General features: G+C 60.9%; 13 protein-coding genes. 7 read left to right on the top strand and 6 right to left on the bottom strand.

Annotated elements, in window-relative coordinates; translation table 11 throughout:
- Window positions 1–53: 53 nt before the first annotated feature.
- Window positions 54–1,640: an arylsulfatase gene (locus BFW87_RS26000; RefSeq protein WP_078742563.1), complete on the top strand. Its 1,587-nt coding sequence runs from the start codon at window positions 54–56 to the stop codon at window positions 1,638–1,640.
- Between the two features lie 121 nt (window positions 1,641–1,761).
- Window positions 1,762–4,251, top strand: a complete 2,490-nt coding sequence (locus BFW87_RS26005; RefSeq protein ID WP_078742564.1) for a fused MFS/spermidine synthase — start codon at window positions 1,762–1,764, stop codon at window positions 4,249–4,251.
- A gap of 39 nt (window positions 4,252–4,290) precedes the next feature.
- Here the strand turns inward: BFW87_RS26005 and BFW87_RS26010 are convergent, their stop codons facing one another.
- Window positions 4,291–4,962, bottom strand: coding sequence for a DUF3313 domain-containing protein (locus BFW87_RS26010; RefSeq protein ID WP_078742565.1), 672 nt, complete (start codon window positions 4,960–4,962; stop codon window positions 4,291–4,293).
- A gap of 173 nt (window positions 4,963–5,135) precedes the next feature.
- Between BFW87_RS26010 and BFW87_RS26015 the strand changes: the two genes are divergently transcribed.
- On the top strand, window positions 5,136–7,334 hold the full coding sequence (locus BFW87_RS26015; RefSeq protein ID WP_078742566.1) for a tetratricopeptide repeat protein: 2,199 nt from the start codon (window positions 5,136–5,138) through the stop codon (window positions 7,332–7,334).
- Between the two features lie 5 nt (window positions 7,335–7,339).
- On the opposite strand, the gene BFW87_RS26020 is transcribed toward BFW87_RS26015, so the two are convergent.
- On the bottom strand, window positions 7,340–7,834 hold the full coding sequence (locus tag BFW87_RS26020) for a hypothetical protein (protein ID WP_078742567.1): 495 nt from the start codon (window positions 7,832–7,834) through the stop codon (window positions 7,340–7,342).
- A gap of 174 nt (window positions 7,835–8,008) precedes the next feature.
- Here BFW87_RS26020 and BFW87_RS26025 point away from each other — a divergent pair, with 174 nt between their 5' ends.
- A complete protein-coding gene (locus tag BFW87_RS26025) occupies window positions 8,009–8,701 on the top strand; it encodes an aspartate/glutamate racemase family protein (protein WP_078742568.1) in 693 nt (230 codons plus the stop codon).
- Here BFW87_RS26025 and BFW87_RS26030 read toward each other — a convergent pair.
- Window positions 8,698–9,210 carry a GNAT family N-acetyltransferase gene (locus BFW87_RS26030; RefSeq protein WP_078742569.1) on the bottom strand — a complete coding sequence of 171 codons (513 nt, stop codon included), beginning with the start codon at window positions 9,208–9,210 and terminating at the stop codon, window positions 8,698–8,700. The two genes, BFW87_RS26025 and BFW87_RS26030, sit on opposite strands and share 4 nt — an antisense overlap.
- Before the next feature lie 226 nt (window positions 9,211–9,436).
- Here BFW87_RS26030 and BFW87_RS26035 point away from each other — a divergent pair, with 226 nt between their 5' ends.
- Window positions 9,437–11,041 carry an alpha/beta fold hydrolase gene (locus tag BFW87_RS26035; RefSeq protein ID WP_176159826.1) on the top strand — a complete coding sequence of 535 codons (1,605 nt, stop codon included), beginning with the start codon at window positions 9,437–9,439 and terminating at the stop codon, window positions 11,039–11,041.
- Here the strand turns inward: BFW87_RS26035 and BFW87_RS26040 are convergent.
- Both BFW87_RS26040 and BFW87_RS26045 read right to left on the bottom strand, forming a co-directional pair.
- Entirely contained in the window at window positions 11,035–12,192 is a 1,158-nt protein-coding gene (locus BFW87_RS26040) for a glycerate kinase (RefSeq protein WP_078742570.1), read from the bottom strand. The genes BFW87_RS26035 and BFW87_RS26040 overlap by 7 nt on opposite strands.
- Before the next feature lie 91 nt (window positions 12,193–12,283).
- Window positions 12,284–13,390 (bottom strand): sugar diacid recognition domain-containing protein, encoded by a 1,107-nt coding sequence (locus tag BFW87_RS26045; RefSeq protein ID WP_078742571.1) that lies wholly within the window; start codon window positions 13,388–13,390, stop codon window positions 12,284–12,286.
- 161 nt (window positions 13,391–13,551) lie between these two features.
- On the opposite strand from BFW87_RS26045, the gene BFW87_RS26050 reads away from it, so the two are divergent.
- Entirely contained in the window at window positions 13,552–14,862 is a 1,311-nt protein-coding gene (locus BFW87_RS26050; RefSeq protein WP_078742572.1) for an MFS transporter, read from the top strand.
- Window positions 14,863–15,014: 152 nt separating this feature from the next.
- Here the strand turns inward: BFW87_RS26050 and BFW87_RS26055 are convergent, their stop codons facing one another.
- On the bottom strand, window positions 15,015–15,719 hold the full coding sequence (locus BFW87_RS26055) for an SDR family oxidoreductase (protein WP_078742573.1): 705 nt from the start codon (window positions 15,717–15,719) through the stop codon (window positions 15,015–15,017).
- A gap of 100 nt (window positions 15,720–15,819) precedes the next feature.
- Here BFW87_RS26055 and BFW87_RS26060 point away from each other — a divergent pair, with 100 nt between their 5' ends.
- Window positions 15,820–16,722: a LysR family transcriptional regulator gene (locus BFW87_RS26060; RefSeq protein WP_078742574.1), complete on the top strand. Its 903-nt coding sequence runs from the start codon at window positions 15,820–15,822 to the stop codon at window positions 16,720–16,722.
- Window positions 16,723–16,745 lie beyond the last annotated feature (23 nt).

The following is a 16,745-nucleotide window of genomic DNA, read 5'->3' on the forward strand; positions in this document are numbered from 1 at the left end:
AAAAAACGTTGGTCGCACACCCTGCGACTCAAGCCCTGAAAGGAGCAAGTCTTATGACTCGCATGCGTAAGTGGCTGCCGAAACTCGCGCTGGTCGCGGTTTCGGTAATGGGGGTCTCGGCATCTGCCTGGGCCGCCGAAAAGCCGAACATCCTGGTGATCTTCGGCGATGACATCGGGCAAACCAATATCAGCGCCTACTCCATGGGCGTGGTGGGCTACAAGACCCCGAATATCGACCGTATTGCCAAAGAAGGCATGATGTTCACCGACTATTACGCGGAGAACAGCTGCACGGCCGGGCGTTCGTCCTTTATCACAGGCCAGACGCCGTTGCGCACCGGGCTGTCGAAGGTGGGTATTCCGGGCGCTCCGGTGGGCCTGCAAAAACGTGATATCACCATTGCCCAGGCACTCAAGTCCCTGGGCTATTCCACCGGTCAATTCGGCAAGAACCACTTGGGCGACAAGGATGAATACCTGCCCACCAATCACGGCTTCGATGAGTTTTTCGGCAACCTGTACCACCTCAACGCCGAAGAGGAACCGGAGCGCCCCTACTGGCCCAAAGACGATGCGGAATTCGTCAAGGCCAACACCCCGCGCGGCGTGATCCACAGCTTTGCCGACGGCAAGATCGAAGACACCGGCGCCCTGACCTCCAAGCGCATGGAAACCATCGACGACGAAACCACGGCGGCAGCCCAGGCATTCATCAAGAAACAGGCCGAAGCCAACAAGCCGTTCTTCGTCTGGATGAACACCACGCGTATGCACCTGTTCACCCATGTGCGTGATTCGATGAAGGGCCAGAGCGGCATGCCCGGTAACGAGTATGCCGACGGCATGCTGGAACACGACGGCGATGTGGGCAAACTCCTGCAAACCCTCGACGACCTGAAAATCGCCGATAACACGATCGTGGTCTACACCACCGACAACGGGCCGAACCAGTTCTCCTGGCCGGACGCGGCGACCACGCCGTTTCGCAACGAGAAAGACTCCAACTGGGAAGGTGCGTACCGGGTGCCCGCGATTATCCGCTGGCCGGGCAAAATCAAGGGCGGTGAAGTCTCCAACGAGATGGTCTCGGGCATGGACTGGTTCCCCACACTTCTTGCCGCCGCCGGTGATGCTGACGTGAAGGGCAAGCTGCTCAAAGGCTGGGCACCTACCTCGGGCGGCACCAACTTCAAGGTGCACCTGGACGGCTACAACCAATTGCCCTACCTGACCGGCCAGCAGCCTAAAGGCGCGCGTAACGAGTTCTTCTACTTCAACGATGACGGGGTGCTGGTGGCGGTGCGCTTCGACAACTGGAAAGTGGTGTTTGCCGAGCAGCGTCAGCCAGGTGGTTTCCGGGTCTGGAGCGAACCGTTCGTGCAGCTGCGGGTGCCGAAAATTTTCAACCTGAGGATGGACCCTTACGAGCGGGCGGATGTGGTGTCTGACCAGTACTACGACTGGAGCACCAAAAACGTCTATCTGGGCGCGGTGGCGGTGACCAAATCGGCGAAGTTCCTCGAAACCTTTATCGAATACCCGCCAAGCCAGAAACCCGCCAGCTTCAGCATCGACCAGATTCGTGAAGCGGTGGACAAGAAGATTGAGGCGAAGATGAAGGCCGCGCCTGCTTCATAACTGAAACAACACAAGGCAAATGTGGGAGCTGGCTTGCCTGCGATAGCGTTGGTGAATTCACCACCGTCATCGCAGGCAAGCCAGCTCCCACAGGGTTCTTCGCACTATTTGGAATTGGGCAATGACCTCACGCACCACCAGCACTCCCCTGCACATCGCTATCCCCTCAACCTTGATCCCCGCCCTCCTCCTGTTCATCTCCGGCGGTGCGGCCCTGGTTTACCAGGTGCTGTGGATCAAGCAACTGTCGCTGGTGGTCGGCGTGGAGGTGTATGCGATCACCACCGGTTTCAGCGCGTTTTTTGCCGGGTTGGCGCTGGGCGGTGTGCTGTTTGGGCGCATGGCGGACCGGTTTGCGCGGCCGCTGTTGTTGTATGCAGGTCTGGAATTACTGGTTGCCATGTTTGGGGTGGGCGCGACGCTGGCCCTGGGTACGGCGGCTGAACCGTTTGCCTGGCTGGAACAGCGCATCGGCTTGCTCGCCTGGTTGCTGCCGTTTGTTTTAGTGGGTTTGCCGGCCTTGCTGATGGGCGGAACGCTGCCGGTGCTGGTTCGCGCGTTGAATACTCACGCCAAGGGCTTGAGCCAGGCCAGTGGGCGTTTGTACGCGGCCAACACCGCCGGGGCGATTGCCGGAACCTTGCTCACGGCCTTTGTGCTGATTGCGCAGTTCGGTGTGCGCGGCAGTGCGCTGGTCGCCGCCGCCTTGAATCTGGTCGCCGCCGTGGGCGCCTTGTTGTACGTTCGTCATCAGTTGCCGGTGGCCATCGAACAGGCGCGCAAGGCACCGCCCAAACGGCTGGCATTAGTGCTGTATGCCATCGCCGGGGGCGTGGCGCTGGGTTACGAGGTAGTGTGGTCGCAATCCATCGTGCAGTTCATGAGCACTCGCACCTATGCGTTTGCAGTGGTATTGGCCACTTACTTGACGGGCTTGTTTATTGGCAGCCAGCTGATGTCGCACCGGGTTGAACGCATTCGCGATCCCTGGGGCGTGTTCGGCTTGCTGATTGCAGGCGCCGGGTTGGTGGCGTTGCTGGAAATCGCCTTTCTGGGCCGCTGGATGATCGTGCTGCAAACCCACGCCGAAGCGCTGGTGCTGAGCATGGGCGGCAGCGAATTACCGGGGATGAGCGCACGCTTTGCCGTGGCGGCGCTGTGCATCGTGTTTGTGCCGACGTTGTCTCTGGGGGCGGCATTCCCGCTGGCGTTGCGCTTGAGTGTCGGCAATAGCCATGTCGGTCGGGATGTCGGTGCAGTGGTGGCGTTCAACACCTTGGGCGGGATTGTCGGGGTGATGCTGTGTGGGTTTGTGTTGATCCCCTGGCTGGGGTTGGTGCGCACACTGGGGTTGTTGGCCGTGATTGCCGGTGGGGTGGGCTATGTGGCGGTGCGCCGTGGTCATGGCGTGAAAAAAGGCCGACGTCAGGCGGTGGTCGCGCTGGGCTTGGTGTCCTTGGCGGCGGCGCTGCTGACGCCAACGGATCGCCTCGTCAACTTGTTGCCGGGTGCGCGCAATGCCAGCTTGGCGTTTTATCAGGAAGGTCGCGGAGCCACTGTCGCGGTGGTCACCCAAGGCCAGGGCGCACGCGCCTTTCAGCGTTTGTATATTCAGGGCGTGTCGAACACCGGTGATGCGATGCCGTCGCTGCGCTATATGCGGATCCAGGCGTTGTTGCCCTTGCTGATTCATAACGCTGAGCCCAAGTCGGCCTTGGTGATTGGCTTCGGCACCGGCATTACGGCGGGTGCCTTGCTACGCTACCCGGGCCTGGAACATCGGGTAGTCGCCGAACTGTTGCCGGCTGTGGTGCAAGCCGCGCCTTTGTTCAAAGGCAATTTCAACGCGGCCAGCGATCCGGGTATCGACCTGCGCCTGCGCGATGGCCGCCAGGAGTTGCTGCGCAACCCGGATACCTATGACCTGATTACCCTGGAGCCGCCGCCGCCCTCCGCTGCCGGCGTGGTCAACCTGTATTCCCAGGACTTCTACCAGCTGGCCGCCACGCGCCTGGAAAAAAAAGGTGTGCTCGCCCAATGGTTGCCATTGCCGACACAAAACATCGACGACTCCCGCGCGCTGGTGCGCAGTTTTCTCAACGTGTTTCCGTATGCCTCACTGTGGACCAGCGAGTTTCACGAAATGCTGCTGGTCGGTTCATTGGAGCCGATGACGCTGGACGCCGAGCGCATTCGCCAACGCTTCGAGCAGCCGACGGTGCGCACTGCCCTGGCCGAGGTGGGTATCGATTCGGCAGCCACACTGCTCGCCACCTGGGTCACTGATCGTGAAGGCCTTGAGCGTTTTGCCGCCGACGCGCTGCCGGTCACCGACGACAGGCCGCGCATTGAATACGCGCCGTGGGTGCGCAGCAAGGAAATCACTCGGGTGTTGCCCGCCCTGCTGGACCTGCGCACACCTGCACCGCTGGTCAATGCGGATGCGTCATTTACACGTACCCAGGCGGCCGAGCAGCAACGTCTGATGCAGTTCTACCGCGCCAGCCTGCATGCCTACGACGGTGACCGCGAGGCGTGGGGGCGGGATATGCGCGAGGTCGTGCGTGAAGATGCCGCCAACCCGTATTACCGCTGGTTCGGCGGCCAGTGAATAGCGACGAGGGTGCAGGCACCCTCGCCGCTTCGGACCTTATTTGCCTTTGAGCTTGATGTACGACTGGTGCAAGTCAGACGCCCAGCCATCGATCACGCCTTTGACGTCATCCGCCTTCATCACCTGCGAATCATTGGACAGTGGCTTGCCGGTACCTTTGCGCACCACCTGAGCAAGCACCTTGCCGCTGGCGCCATCGAGGAACTGCGCCTCGGTGCCCAGGGTCGTTTCCTGATCACGAATGCCCGTGCCAGTACTCACGGCGGCGGCCACCAGTGCGACAGGAATGTATTCATAGGGTTTGAGACTTTCGGTCTTGCTGCTGACCGCAGTAATGGCCGCACGCACCACGATCACACCGGGGCCAGGGGCATTGGCCAACGGCAACGACTTGACCAGTTCGCGCTTGAGCGCCTGGTTGTAGTAGGTGTTGATACCGTTGAGGGTGCTGTCCGGGATTTTCGCAGTGGCTTGCGGCTTGGGGTAGAACTGTGTCGGTTCGATGAATACCGCGCTGTACGCGCCCAGGTTCAGGTTGGGATCAACCCAGCGCATCACCTCGGCGCCCGACGGGGACTTGGCTTCCTTGAGCTGGCTGTAGTCCGAGAGGAAACCGGAGTATTCGTCCGGTGAGGTGACCTTGCTGGCACAGCCTGCCATTGCGATTGAGGCAACGCACAACGTGCTGATCATTAGCCTTGATTTCATCATTGAACTCCCTGGCGGTCATCGTCGAAACACTGAGCTGTAGGTATAGCCAACTCTGGGGAATTAGCCTTTATTTCATGCCAGCTGTTTGACAGACGCGGGGCCAGCGTCAAAGCTGCACACAGCCAAAGCACGCCGTAGAGCGTCCACGCATCAAGACAACGGAAGTCGCAATGCCAGAGCCTGAGCGCCATACAGCAGCACCGCGTCGTTACCTCTATCCCGTACTCATCACACTGTTGCTTTTAGCCATGGCCGGGCTAGGGATATTCCTGCAATTCTCCACGCCTCAAGTGCGTGTACAGGCACCCGTGGTAGCGGCCAAACCCGCGCTTGCCGCGCCGGCGGCGATGGTTGACGAGCAACAGTGCCAGGGTTGCCACCAAGCTCAGGTCAAGGACTGGCAAGGCTCCCACCACCAACTGGCGATGCAGGCCGCCACGCCCCAGACGGTGCCCGCCAACTTCAATGACGCGACATTTACCGGCGAAGGCGAGACCACGCGGTTCTTTCGTCGGGCCGATGAGTTCTGGGTCAATACGCCCGGCATCGATGGCAAGACCGCCGATTTCAGGGTGGCGTACACCTTCGGCATCGCCCCGCTGCAGCAATATCTGATCGAGGTGGGTGATGGCCGCCTGCAAGCGCTGGGCGTGGCCTGGGATACCGAGAAAAGTCGCTGGTTTCACCTTTACCCGGGCCAGGGCGTGAACTTCAAGAACCCGCTGCACTGGAGCAAACCGAGCCAGAACGCCAACTTCATGTGCGTCGAGTGTCACACCACCGGCTATAAACGCAATTTCGACCCGGTGAAAAACAGCTTCGACAGCCAATGGAACAGCCTCGGTGTCGGTTGCCAGGCGTGCCATGGCCCGGCGTCAAACCATGTGCAATGGGCGGCGAAAAAAGGCGACCTGCTGCACGCCGGTTTCGCCGTGGACTTGAAGGACAAAAACGCCACCGTCGAACTGGAAACCTGCGCCCGCTGCCACGCCCGTCGCGCGCCGCTGAGCGATGGCTTTACCGTGGGCAAGCGCCTGATGGACGACTACCTGCCCAGTGTCCTGACCCGCGAGCTGTACACCCTGGACGGCAAGATCAAGGATGAAGTGTTCGAGCATGGCTCGTTTGCCCAAAGCAAAATGGCCGAAAAAGGTGTGCGCTGCAGCAACTGCCACAACCCCCACAGCACTGAACTCAAGGCGCCGGGCAATGCCGTGTGCCTGCAATGCCACAACACGGCGGGCAAGACGCCGGTCGCCACGGTCGATGGGCGCGGGCTGCAGGCTAAAAACTACGACTCCCCCGAGCATACCGGGCTTGCGGTCGGCCAACCGGGTTCTTTCTGCGTCGATTGCCACATGCCCGGCAAGTTCTACATGGGCAATGATTTTCGCCATGACCACAGTTTCAGCATTCCGCCCGCCGCGCAGGCCGTGCTCCAACAGGCGCCGAGTTACGGCGACAGCCTGGCGTTGATTCGCGGGGGTCAGCCGGGCGCCGCTCAGGCCCTGTATGACCAGTTGGCGCGCGGTAACCTGCCGGCCATCCAGCGGGCGACGTTATCTGTTGAGTTACCCAACTATCCGAGCGAACAGGCGCTGAAACTGGCGACCAAAGACCTTGGCAACCCCACGCCTCAAGTACGCGAAAGCGCAGTGCGTGCCGTCAGTGCCTTGTTGCCGCCTGCGGAACGGGTTGAACTGTATGCGCCATTGCTCAGGGACCCGGTACGTGCCGTGCGCATTCTGGCGGCACGGGACTTGCTGAGTGTGCAGGGCCTCGGTCCGGCCTGGGACAACGCCATCGCCGAGTATGAACAGGTGCAGTTGAGCCTGCTGGAACGCGCCGAAGCCAATCTCAACCTGGCAATGCTCTACCAAGCCAGTGGTCGTGGCGATAAGGTCGAGGCGCAATTGCGTACCGCCCTGCTCCGCGACCCCGACTTTTTTCCCGCGCTGGTGACGCTCGCGCAGTGGCTGGAAGCCAATGGCCGCGCGGACGAAGCACGCAACCTGATCTCCGAGCAACTGGCCCGCCAGCCCGACGCAGCCTTGTTGCAACACACTCAGGGCTTGATGTTGATTCGGGTGGGCGATGTAGCAGGTGCCATGCCGCATTTACGCAACGCCGCAGGGCTGGACCCCGCCAACGGCCAGTTCGCCTTTGTACTGGCGGTGGCCCTGCACGACAGCGGCAAGGTCGATGACGCCTGCCGCCAACTGGAGGCGCTGCTGCAACGCCAGCCGTATAACCGCAACGCGCGGCTGACGTTGATCCAGTACTACCTGGCAAACGGCCATGAGCCCAAGGCGCAGGCCGTGATGCAGAGTTGGAAGAAGCTCAACCCGGGTGACCCGGCGTTGAAATAGAAGGCTTAGGCGCGCTCGCGAGGGATCAGGCTTTGCAGCTGCGAGGCCAGAAAGTTGGCGTCGAAGGCGAAGGTGTCCGGGTCTTTCAGGCCATTGGTCTTTTTCCACAGCCAGTCGTTTTTATCCGCCGGCAGTACCAGCGAAACGCTACCGTGACGGGCGGCGGTCAGCCCGATCACCGACACGGAAATAGAGCCGCCCACGCCCATGACGTCCGGCACAAACTCCACGCTTTTGCCGGTGATCTGCACGTTGAGTTTTTCGGTCTTGAAGGTCGATGCTTCCAGTGGAACGCTGGCGCCGCTGGCGACGTAGGCTTCGCGATGAACCTCAAGCAAACCCACGCTCTTGACCGGCTCCAGCCACTGCTCGATCTGCCCGAACAGTTCGCCGAGCTTTTGCGCCCAACGCGCTGATTGCAAATCAAATTGCTGTTTTTTATGCGCTTCGCTATCGGCGTAATGACGAAGCATCTCGCCCAGTTGCTGTACGTCGTCCATTGCGGATTTCCTCCGGTGAGCCAAGTTGCGAGGCCTGATCATGGCAGATGCGACGGTTCGCCGTGGGATTAACGCCGATCCGCCAACTGCACCGGTCATTTGGCGGGCAACTGCGTATGACTAATCGGCGATCGATGGGTAAGGTGAGGCAACATTTCCTGTCCGGAGCATCGCATGCGCACCATCGGCCTTATCGGCGGCATGAGCTGGGAGTCCAGCGCCGAGTATTACCGCATCATCAATCAAACCGTGCGCGATCAGCTTGGCCCGCTGCGCTCGGCGCAACTGTTGATGTACAGCGTCGACTTCGGCCCGGTGGAACAGGCCCAGCATGAAGGGCGTTGGGACGACACCGCACTGATCCTCGAAGACGCCGCACGCCGTTTACAAGCCGGGGGCGCCGAGTGCGTGGTGCTGTGTACCAACACCATGCATTTGGTGGCACCGCGTATTGAGGCGGCGGTGTCGATTCCGTTTCTGCATATAGCCGACGCAGCCGGGGCGGCGGCCGTGGACGCCGGTACGCTCACGGTAGGTTTGCTCGGCACTGCGTTCACCATGGAGCAGGACTTTCTCAAGTCGCGCCTGACAGCGCAGGGTTTGACCGTGCTGGTGCCCGACGCTGATGAGCGCCAAGCCGTACACCGGATCATCTATGAGGAATTGTGTGTGGGGGTGATCAGCGATGCGTCACGCCAGGTCTATCAGAGTGTGATCGAAACCCTGGCGGCGCGCGGCGCCCAGGCGATCATTCTGGGTTGTACGGAGATCAGCTTGCTGATCAAGCCCGAACACAGTGACCTGCCACTGCTGGACACCACCGAGCTGCATGCGCGGGCTGCGGTGGCGTTTGCTTTGGCGGATTAAGCCGATTGGCGCAGGCGCGCCATGCTCACGGTGTCTACGTACTTGCCGTCACGCACCGCGTAATCTCGCAGCCGGCCTTCAACCTCGAAACCGAATTTGCGGTAGAGGTTCTGCGCCGCTTCGTTGTCGGCGTACACCGTGAGTTCGACGCGGTGCAGGTTCATCCAGTTGTCGGCCACGTCCAGCGCGGCCAACAGCAGTCTTGAGCCCACACCCTTGCCCTGCCAGGCGGGTGAAACGCCCATGCCGAACGAGCCAACATGGCTCTGGCGCACGCGCAGATACTGTTCCAGGCCCAACTGACCGATCACCTCGCCGCCGTGCAGCGCCACGAGCTGTAGCCGCCGTTCGTTGTCCATCACCAGGCGTTTGCGCCACATCTCCACTGACTGGAAAGGCATTTGCAGCACCTGACGGCACACCGCCGGCTCGTTATAGAGCGCGGCGACGCCTTCAAGATGGGCCTCGGTGAAGCGCTGGATCACGATATGGGGTTCGGGTGCGTGCATGGTGTTTCATCCTTTGCAAAACATGTGGCCGAGCAGTTTAGGGGGAAAGTCGCCGTTATTGCGACCCCCTTACCCCCACCTTGGTACTGCTGGCCGCGCTGGCGTGCGATGCATCCCTTAGCGTTTTCAGGTGTTGCTGTACGCCACAGCAATGCCTTCCTACAGCCTGAACAAACTGCCACTGCAATACTGGACGTCTTCCAATTGCAACTAGAGCTGTAAAAAGATGATGAAGCAACGGGTAATAGCAGGCTGCTTGTGCCTTGCCCTTTTTTTTGCAGTCGGTGCTTGTGCGACGAAACCGCATCCTCGACTGGGGGTTAAATGGCGGCCTGACTGCGAGGGGCGCTCCCTACCGAAGTTAGCGCTCGAATTTTCCGCCAGAATACAGTGCGGCATCGTCACTGTGCCGCTGGATCACTTTGATCCTGCGCGAGGCACCCTCGACCTCGATATAACGCGTATCGCGGCCTTGCAGCCGAAAAAGCGCGAGGGAACGATTTTTACCAACGATGGAGAGCCGGGCACCGATGCCAGTTACGCCGCAGTCTCTCTGGCCTGGGTTTGGACACCTGATGCTGATGAGTCAAGAACTGAAGGCTACCGGCATCTCGCCAATACCTATGACGTGATCGGTTTAACTCCGCGAGGTGCGGGCATTACGGCCAGCTCCCAATTGGTGTGCGAATCCGAAGAGGTGATTATCGCTCAAAATGACATCACCGAAGACCGTAGCCCTGCCAACATCAAGGCGATACAACACAACGTCGGCGTGTTGGCCCGAGGCTGCGCCAGCCAGCCACTGGCGCCTTACATCAACACCGAGCAAACCGCACGAGACATGGAGTTCGTGCGCATTCAGCTCAAGGAAGAAAAACTCAACTATCTTGGCTATTCCTACGGCGCGTGGCTGGGCGCCTGGTATGCGGGGCTGTTTCCAGAGCACGTCGGCCGCATGGTGCTGGACTCAGGCATAAACTGGACCTCGACGTTCCAGAACGCTTCATTGGCTCAAGCTCCGGAGAAGACGCGAATCTTCGCTCGGTTTGTCGAGGACGAAACTGCCGCCAACCCACAAGATCACCAACTGGGCAGCGATCCAGAGGCGATACGGGAAATGTTCCTGAGCCTGCTGCCTGAGGTCAGAGTGGCCCTGCGTTCAAATACTTACTATTTCAGCAATGCCTACTACATGATGGCTGCAAAAACTCTCAGTGACTGGCTGCGCGAGTCCCCGAACCTGAGCGACGCCGAGTTGCAGGCAAAAGCGACGGCCTCTCGGTTCAGCCCGCACGCTGACACTGAGCAAGCAGCACAAGATGCATTCACCTACCTGCTTTATGTCGTGCACAACCCTGCTCACTGGAATGACATCGCCCCCGGCCCTTTGAAACTGACGGCGCAACAGTCTGTGCGCAGTACGCTAATGTGCAATGACTCGGTGTCGTCAGGCGAAGCATTCTGGATCGAAAAGGAAAACCAATACGCCATCCAGTACCCGATAGGTGGCAGTTTTTTCCCGGTCCGACACTGCGCGGGATGGCCCGGTAAACAATTGACCGGTGTACCGCGACGCAACCTGGCGCAGGTGGACAGTATCCTGATGATTCAACCCGAGTACGACGATCAAGCGCCCGCAGCCGATGCCATCGTCGCGTTCCAAAGCCTGCCCAATACCTATTTGGTACTGCTCAAAGAGGCTTATCGACATGAGGTTTCTTTTTCTGATGGAAATAATAAATGCGTGAACGACAAGGTGGTTAATTACCTTGCGTACGGGCTTAAGCCCGAACGCATTTCGACCTGTACCGTCTCGAGCGACAGTCAGTAAAGCGATTGCGCAGCTGTACGTAGAGCACATTGCCACAGCCGCGCAATATCCGCTGCGCGCTCACGCAGCAGCCGCGGCGCCTCGCTGCAGGCCTGCTCCAGCGTCGTGGGGCCGGAGGGCAAGGCAAAGGCAGCATCTACGCCGTGAGCGTACATTTGCTCGTAACCTTCGCCTAAAGTGCCAGCAATCACGATAACGGGCACCTTGTGTTGCTTGGCAATGCGCGCCACGCCGAACGGGGTTTTGCCGCGCAGCGTCTGGGCGTCGAAACGGCCTTCGCCGGTAATCACCAGGTCGGCACCGCGAACGGCTTTATCCAGGCCAACCAGTTCGGCGACCACCTCCACGCCGGCCCGGAACTGCGCGCCGAGGAAAGCCTTGGCCGCAAAGCCCAGGCCACCGGCGGCGCCGCTGCCCGGTTCGTCGCGCACGTCTTTAGGGAGCACCTTGGCGCAGTGGTCAGCGAAATGGCCGAGGGCTACGTCAAGCAGTTGAACTTGCTCGGGATTGGCGCCTTTTTGCGGGCCGAAAATGGCAGATGCGCCGTGAGGGCCACAGAGCGGGTTGTTCACGTCGGCGGCGATTTCAAAACGCACCTGCGCCAGACGAGGGTCCAGCTGTTCGAGGTCGACACGCGCCAAACGGCCCAAAGCCAGGCCGCCCGGTGGCAATGGCAGGCCTTCGGCGTCGAACAAGCGCACGCCGAGGGCCTGCATCGCGCCCGCCCCAGCGTCGTTGGTCGCACTGCCGCCAATCGCCAGAATAATGCGCTCGGCGCCAAGGTCCAACGCCGCGCGGATCAACTCACCGGTGCCGTAGGTTGTGCTGGAGCACGCGTCGCGCTTGCCCGGTGGCACCAGTTGCAAGCCGCTGGCTTCGGCCATTTCGATGATCGCGGTGTGGCTGTCGCCCAACCAGCCCCAACGCGCCTGCACCGTGCCGCCCAATGGCCCTTGCACGGTTTGGTGGCGTAATTGGCCGTTGCAGGCGGCGAGTACCGAATCCACCGTCCCTTCACCACCATCCGCCATCGGGCACTGGACCAATTGAGCATCCGGCCAAACCTGGGCCAACCCTTCGGCAATGGCCCGGGCAACGCCATCGGCACTCAGGCTGTCCTTGAACGAGTCGGGGGCGATGATGATTTTCATGGGCTTTCTCCGGTTTTTATAACGCCCATGCTGCCAGTTGGCTGGGAGAATGACGCCGGTCCGATGCACAAGGTCGGCGCAGGTTTGTTGTTCATTCCGACAAAACCTGGGGCAATAGCTGTACGCCGAGGTAGAGCGCGAGCATGCCGTCCAGGGTCAGCGGATCGACGCCGCTCAGTTCGGCGATGCGCTCCATGCGATAGCGCAGGCTATTGCGATGAATGCCCAGCGCGTCGGCGCAGGCCTGGCTTTGGCCGTCGTGTTCGCACCAGCTGCGCAAGGTGGCGAGGAGTTGGCCGTTGCTGTCTTTGGCCAGCACTTTGCGCAACGGGTTGAGCAATTCATCGAGAGCGTCGTCGTTACGATGGCGCCAGAGCATCACGGGTAGTCGATAGCGGTTGAGGGTCAGCAAGCGTGAGCCCGGCAGTATGTCGCGCCCGTAAGCCAGCAAGTCGCCCACACGGCGATAACAGCGACGCAGCCCGGCCAATCCATCCGCCTGGCCGCCGACGGCAACGCGCAGAACGTTCCAGCCGAGCCCCGTGAGTTTGTCCAGCAACTTCGGGTTATCGACCTGCACCGCTGCCGGGCGGCACCACAACAGGGAAAACTGCGCGGAGCTCACGCACCAGCTGTCCGGGTAACGGCTGCTCAGCCAGGCGCTTAACGCGTCCGCCGACTGCCCCGCGCCCAGCTCAAACAAGTAAGGCGTGCGCGCCAGTTGCGGCTTGAGCCCCAATTGCTGCGCTTCATCGACCAGTCGCGGTGAATCGCCGCTGTCGGCCAGCAGCAGCGCCAGCAGGTCATCACACCGCTGGCGGCGCCATTGCTGTTCGGCTTGTTGATGGCGGTGGCTGACCAGCATTTCGGCGGTCATGCGCACCAGCTCCGCGTAGGTGCGCAACAGCTCCGGCTCGCCGGTGATGCCCAGCACACCGATCAACCGTTGATCGTGCATCAACGGCAGGTTGATGCCGGGCTGCACACCTTTGAGGTGCTTGGCGGTCTGGCCGTCGATTTCCACTACGCGGCCATTGGCCAATACCAACTGCGCGCCCTCGTGGCGGGTGTTGATGCGTTCGGGCTCGCCGCTGCCGAGGATCAGCCCCTGGCTGTCCATGACATTGACGTTGTAAGGCAGGATGGCCATGGTGCGATCGACAATATCCTGCGCCAGGTCATGATCCAGCTCGAACATGAAGCTAACTTCCTTAAAAGGCGTGGTTGTTCATAGGCACAGCGCAATTCATGCTTCACTGTGCGCGAGCACAAAGACAGCGCCGGGCAAGGTGGCCGAGACTCGTCTGGCGATAGACGTTACCCTCGCATCGCAAAAAATCATAATAAAGAGAGACTGCCATGTCACAGAGCGCCGCTGCCACACTGGCCACCGATGACGATAAAAACGCCATCTACAAGCGCATCACACTGCGCCTGATCCCCTTCATATTCATCTGCTACCTGTTCAACTACCTCGACCGGGTCAACGTTGGCTTTGCCAAGTTGCAGATGCTCGATGCCTTGAAATTCAGTGAAACCGTGTACGGCCTCGGTGCCGGGATCTTCTTTATCGGCTACGTGCTGTGCGGCGTTCCGAGTAACCTGGCGCTGACCAAATTCGGCCCACGGCGCTGGATTGCGCTGATGATGATCGTGTGGGGCACGCTGTCCACGTGCCTGCTGTTCGTCACCACGCCGACACACTTCTACGGTTTGCGCCTGCTGACCGGCGCGGCGGAAGCCGGCTTCTTCCCGGGTGTGGTGCTGTACCTCTCGCAGTGGTTTCCGACCTTCCGCCGTGGGCGGATCATGGCGCTGTTCATGTCGGCGATTCCGGTGTCCGGCTTGCTCGGCAGCCCGTTCTCCGGCTGGATCCTCAACCACTTTGCTGCGGGCCAACACGGTTTGGCGGGCTGGCAGTGGATGTTCCTGCTGCAAGGCGTCCCCACCGTGATCCTGGGCGCCCTCGCCTACTTCCTGCTCAGCGACAGCTTTGCCAATGCCAAATGGCTCAAGCCCCACGAGCGCGCGGTGCTGGAAGCTGACCAGGCCACCGATCTTGCCAATAAACCAAAGACCACCACGGATTCGCTGGCCGAGGTATTCAAGAACCCGGCCATCTGGGCGTTCGGCCTGATCTACTTCTGCATCCAGAGCGGCGTGTACGCGATTAACTTCTGGCTGCCGTCGATCATCAAGAACCTGGGGTTCAGCGACAACCTGGTGATCGGCTGGCTCAGCGCGATTCCTTATCTGCTGGCCGCGGTGTTCATGTTGCTGGTGGGCCGTTCGGCGGACTTGCGCAAGGAGCGTCGCTGGCACTTGGTGGTGCCAATGCTGATGGGCGCCATCGGGCTGGTGATCGCCGTGAATTTTGCGACCACCCCGGCGATTGCGATTCTGGGCCTGACCATCGCCACCATGGGCGCCCTCACCGGCTTGCCGATGTTCTGGCCGGTGCCGACCGCCATGCTCAGCGCGGGCGCGGCGGCGGGTGGTCTGGCGTTGATCAACTCCATGGGGCAGATGGCGGGTTTTCTGAGCCCGTATATCGTCGGGTTTGTGAAGGATGCCACCGGGTCCACGGATATTGCGTTGTATCTGCTGGCGGCGGTGATTGTGGCCGGTAGCGTGCTTGCGCTGCGCATGACCCGTACTTTGAAGGTGTAACACGATCAATGTGGGAGCTGGCTTGCTGTGGCGAGGGAGCTTGCTCCCGCTCGAGCGCGCAGCGGTCGCCAGCTTTTTGGGGGCGCTTCGCACCCCAGCGCAAGCAAGCTTGCTCGCCACAGCAAGCCAGCTCCCACATTTTTGCTCTGTGTTTACAACAGGCCACCGCCGTCGACGTCGATGATCGCGCCGGTCATGAAGCCATTTTCCATGGCCAGTACATAGCCCGCCGCTACCTCCTCTGCCTGCCCCACGCGCCCTACCGGCAACGCCCCGCCCGCCTTGGCATACATCGCCTGGCGCTGGTCTTCAGCCAACCCTGCATACGCCGGCGTATCAATCACCCCCGGGCTGATTACATTGACGCGACGTGGCGCCAGTTCCTTGGCCAACTGTTTGCCGAGGGCTTCCGTGGCGGCATTGATGCCGGTCTTGATGAACTGGCCCGCCGCAAATTTACGGCCGAGCTGGCCCGAGGTCAGGGTGATACTGCCGCGCTCATCCAGAAACGGTAGCGCGAGCTGGATGGCACGCAGCGAACCCCAGAGTTTCACGTTGAAGTTTTCCTGAGCTTCGGCCAGGTCGGTTTCAATCAGCGGCTTGGCACGTACCGACGGGCCGGAGGTGTACACCAGGTGATCGAAGCGCCCTACCGTCTCGAACAAACGCTGCAACGAGGCGCTGTCGGTTGCGTCCACCGGTTCGCTGCGCACGCCGTTTTCGACACCGGAGGTCAAACGGCGCCCGGCCAGCACCACCTGCGCGCCCCGTGCTACGGCGGCTTTTGCCACCGCAGCGCCAATGCCGCTGCTGCCGCCGATCACGATGACGGTTTTACCGCTGAGGGAAGATGTCATGAAGGGAAACCTGATTGAGAAAGTGAGCGTTCATCTTCCCCGCTTGGCAATCGGCGAAAAATCCCGGTAAAACGACAAGATCTTTAAAGGATTTTTACAAATGAGCTCAATTCTGGATCTGGAAGTGTTTGTGCGCACCGCGGATACCGGAAGCCTTTCAGCCGCCGCGCGGGGCCTTGGTTTAACACCGGCTGCCGCGAGCATCGCCCTCAAACGCCTGGAAACGCGCCTGGGCATCCGCCTGCTCGCCCGCTCCACGCGCAGCATGCGCCTCACCGAAGAAGGTCGACGCTACCTCGACAGCGTGCGCGTGGCGCTGGAAGCCTTGTCGGAAGGCGAGCACGCAATCAAGCAGCAAGGCCAAAGCCTCAGCGGCTTGCTTCAGTTGGCCGCCCCCTCGGATTTCGGGCGCAATGTGCTGCTCGGCTGGCTGGATGAATTCAAGATCGAACACCCGACTATCCGCCTGCAACTGTTGCTCAACGACAGCAATGCCGACCTGTTCCGCGACACCGTCGATATCGCCTTGCGTTTTGGTGTGCCAAGGGACTCCAGCCTGGTGGCGCTGCCGGTGGTACCGGGCCATCACCGAATCCCCTGCGCCAGCCCCGATTACCTCGCGCGCCACGGCACACCGCAGACACCGGCGGACTTGGCACACCACAGCACGTTGCGCTACATGCGTCGCGGGCAGGCCAATAACACCTGGTACTTTCGTCAGGGCGCCTTGCTGCAAGAAGTCGAAGTCACCGGCGATTACCTGAGCGATGACGGCGAAATCGTGCGCCGCTGGGCGCTGGCCGGGCATGGCATCGCCTACAAAGCCAACCTGGACGTGGCCCGCGATATCAAGGCCGGGCGATTGGTGCCGCTGCTGCCCGACTGGCAAGGCGAACCCACGCCCTTCAACCTGATGTGCCCGCACCGCCTGCAAGTGTCGGAGCGGGTGAAAGTGCTGCATCGCTTTTTACAGACGCGCTGTCAGGTCTTGCTGAGTGAATGAAGAAACGCGCACAGGGGTTGTTC

The sequence above is a fragment of the Pseudomonas fluorescens genome (assembly GCF_002022275.1).
Lineage (GTDB): Bacteria > Pseudomonadota > Gammaproteobacteria > Pseudomonadales > Pseudomonadaceae > Aquipseudomonas > Aquipseudomonas fluorescens_AJ.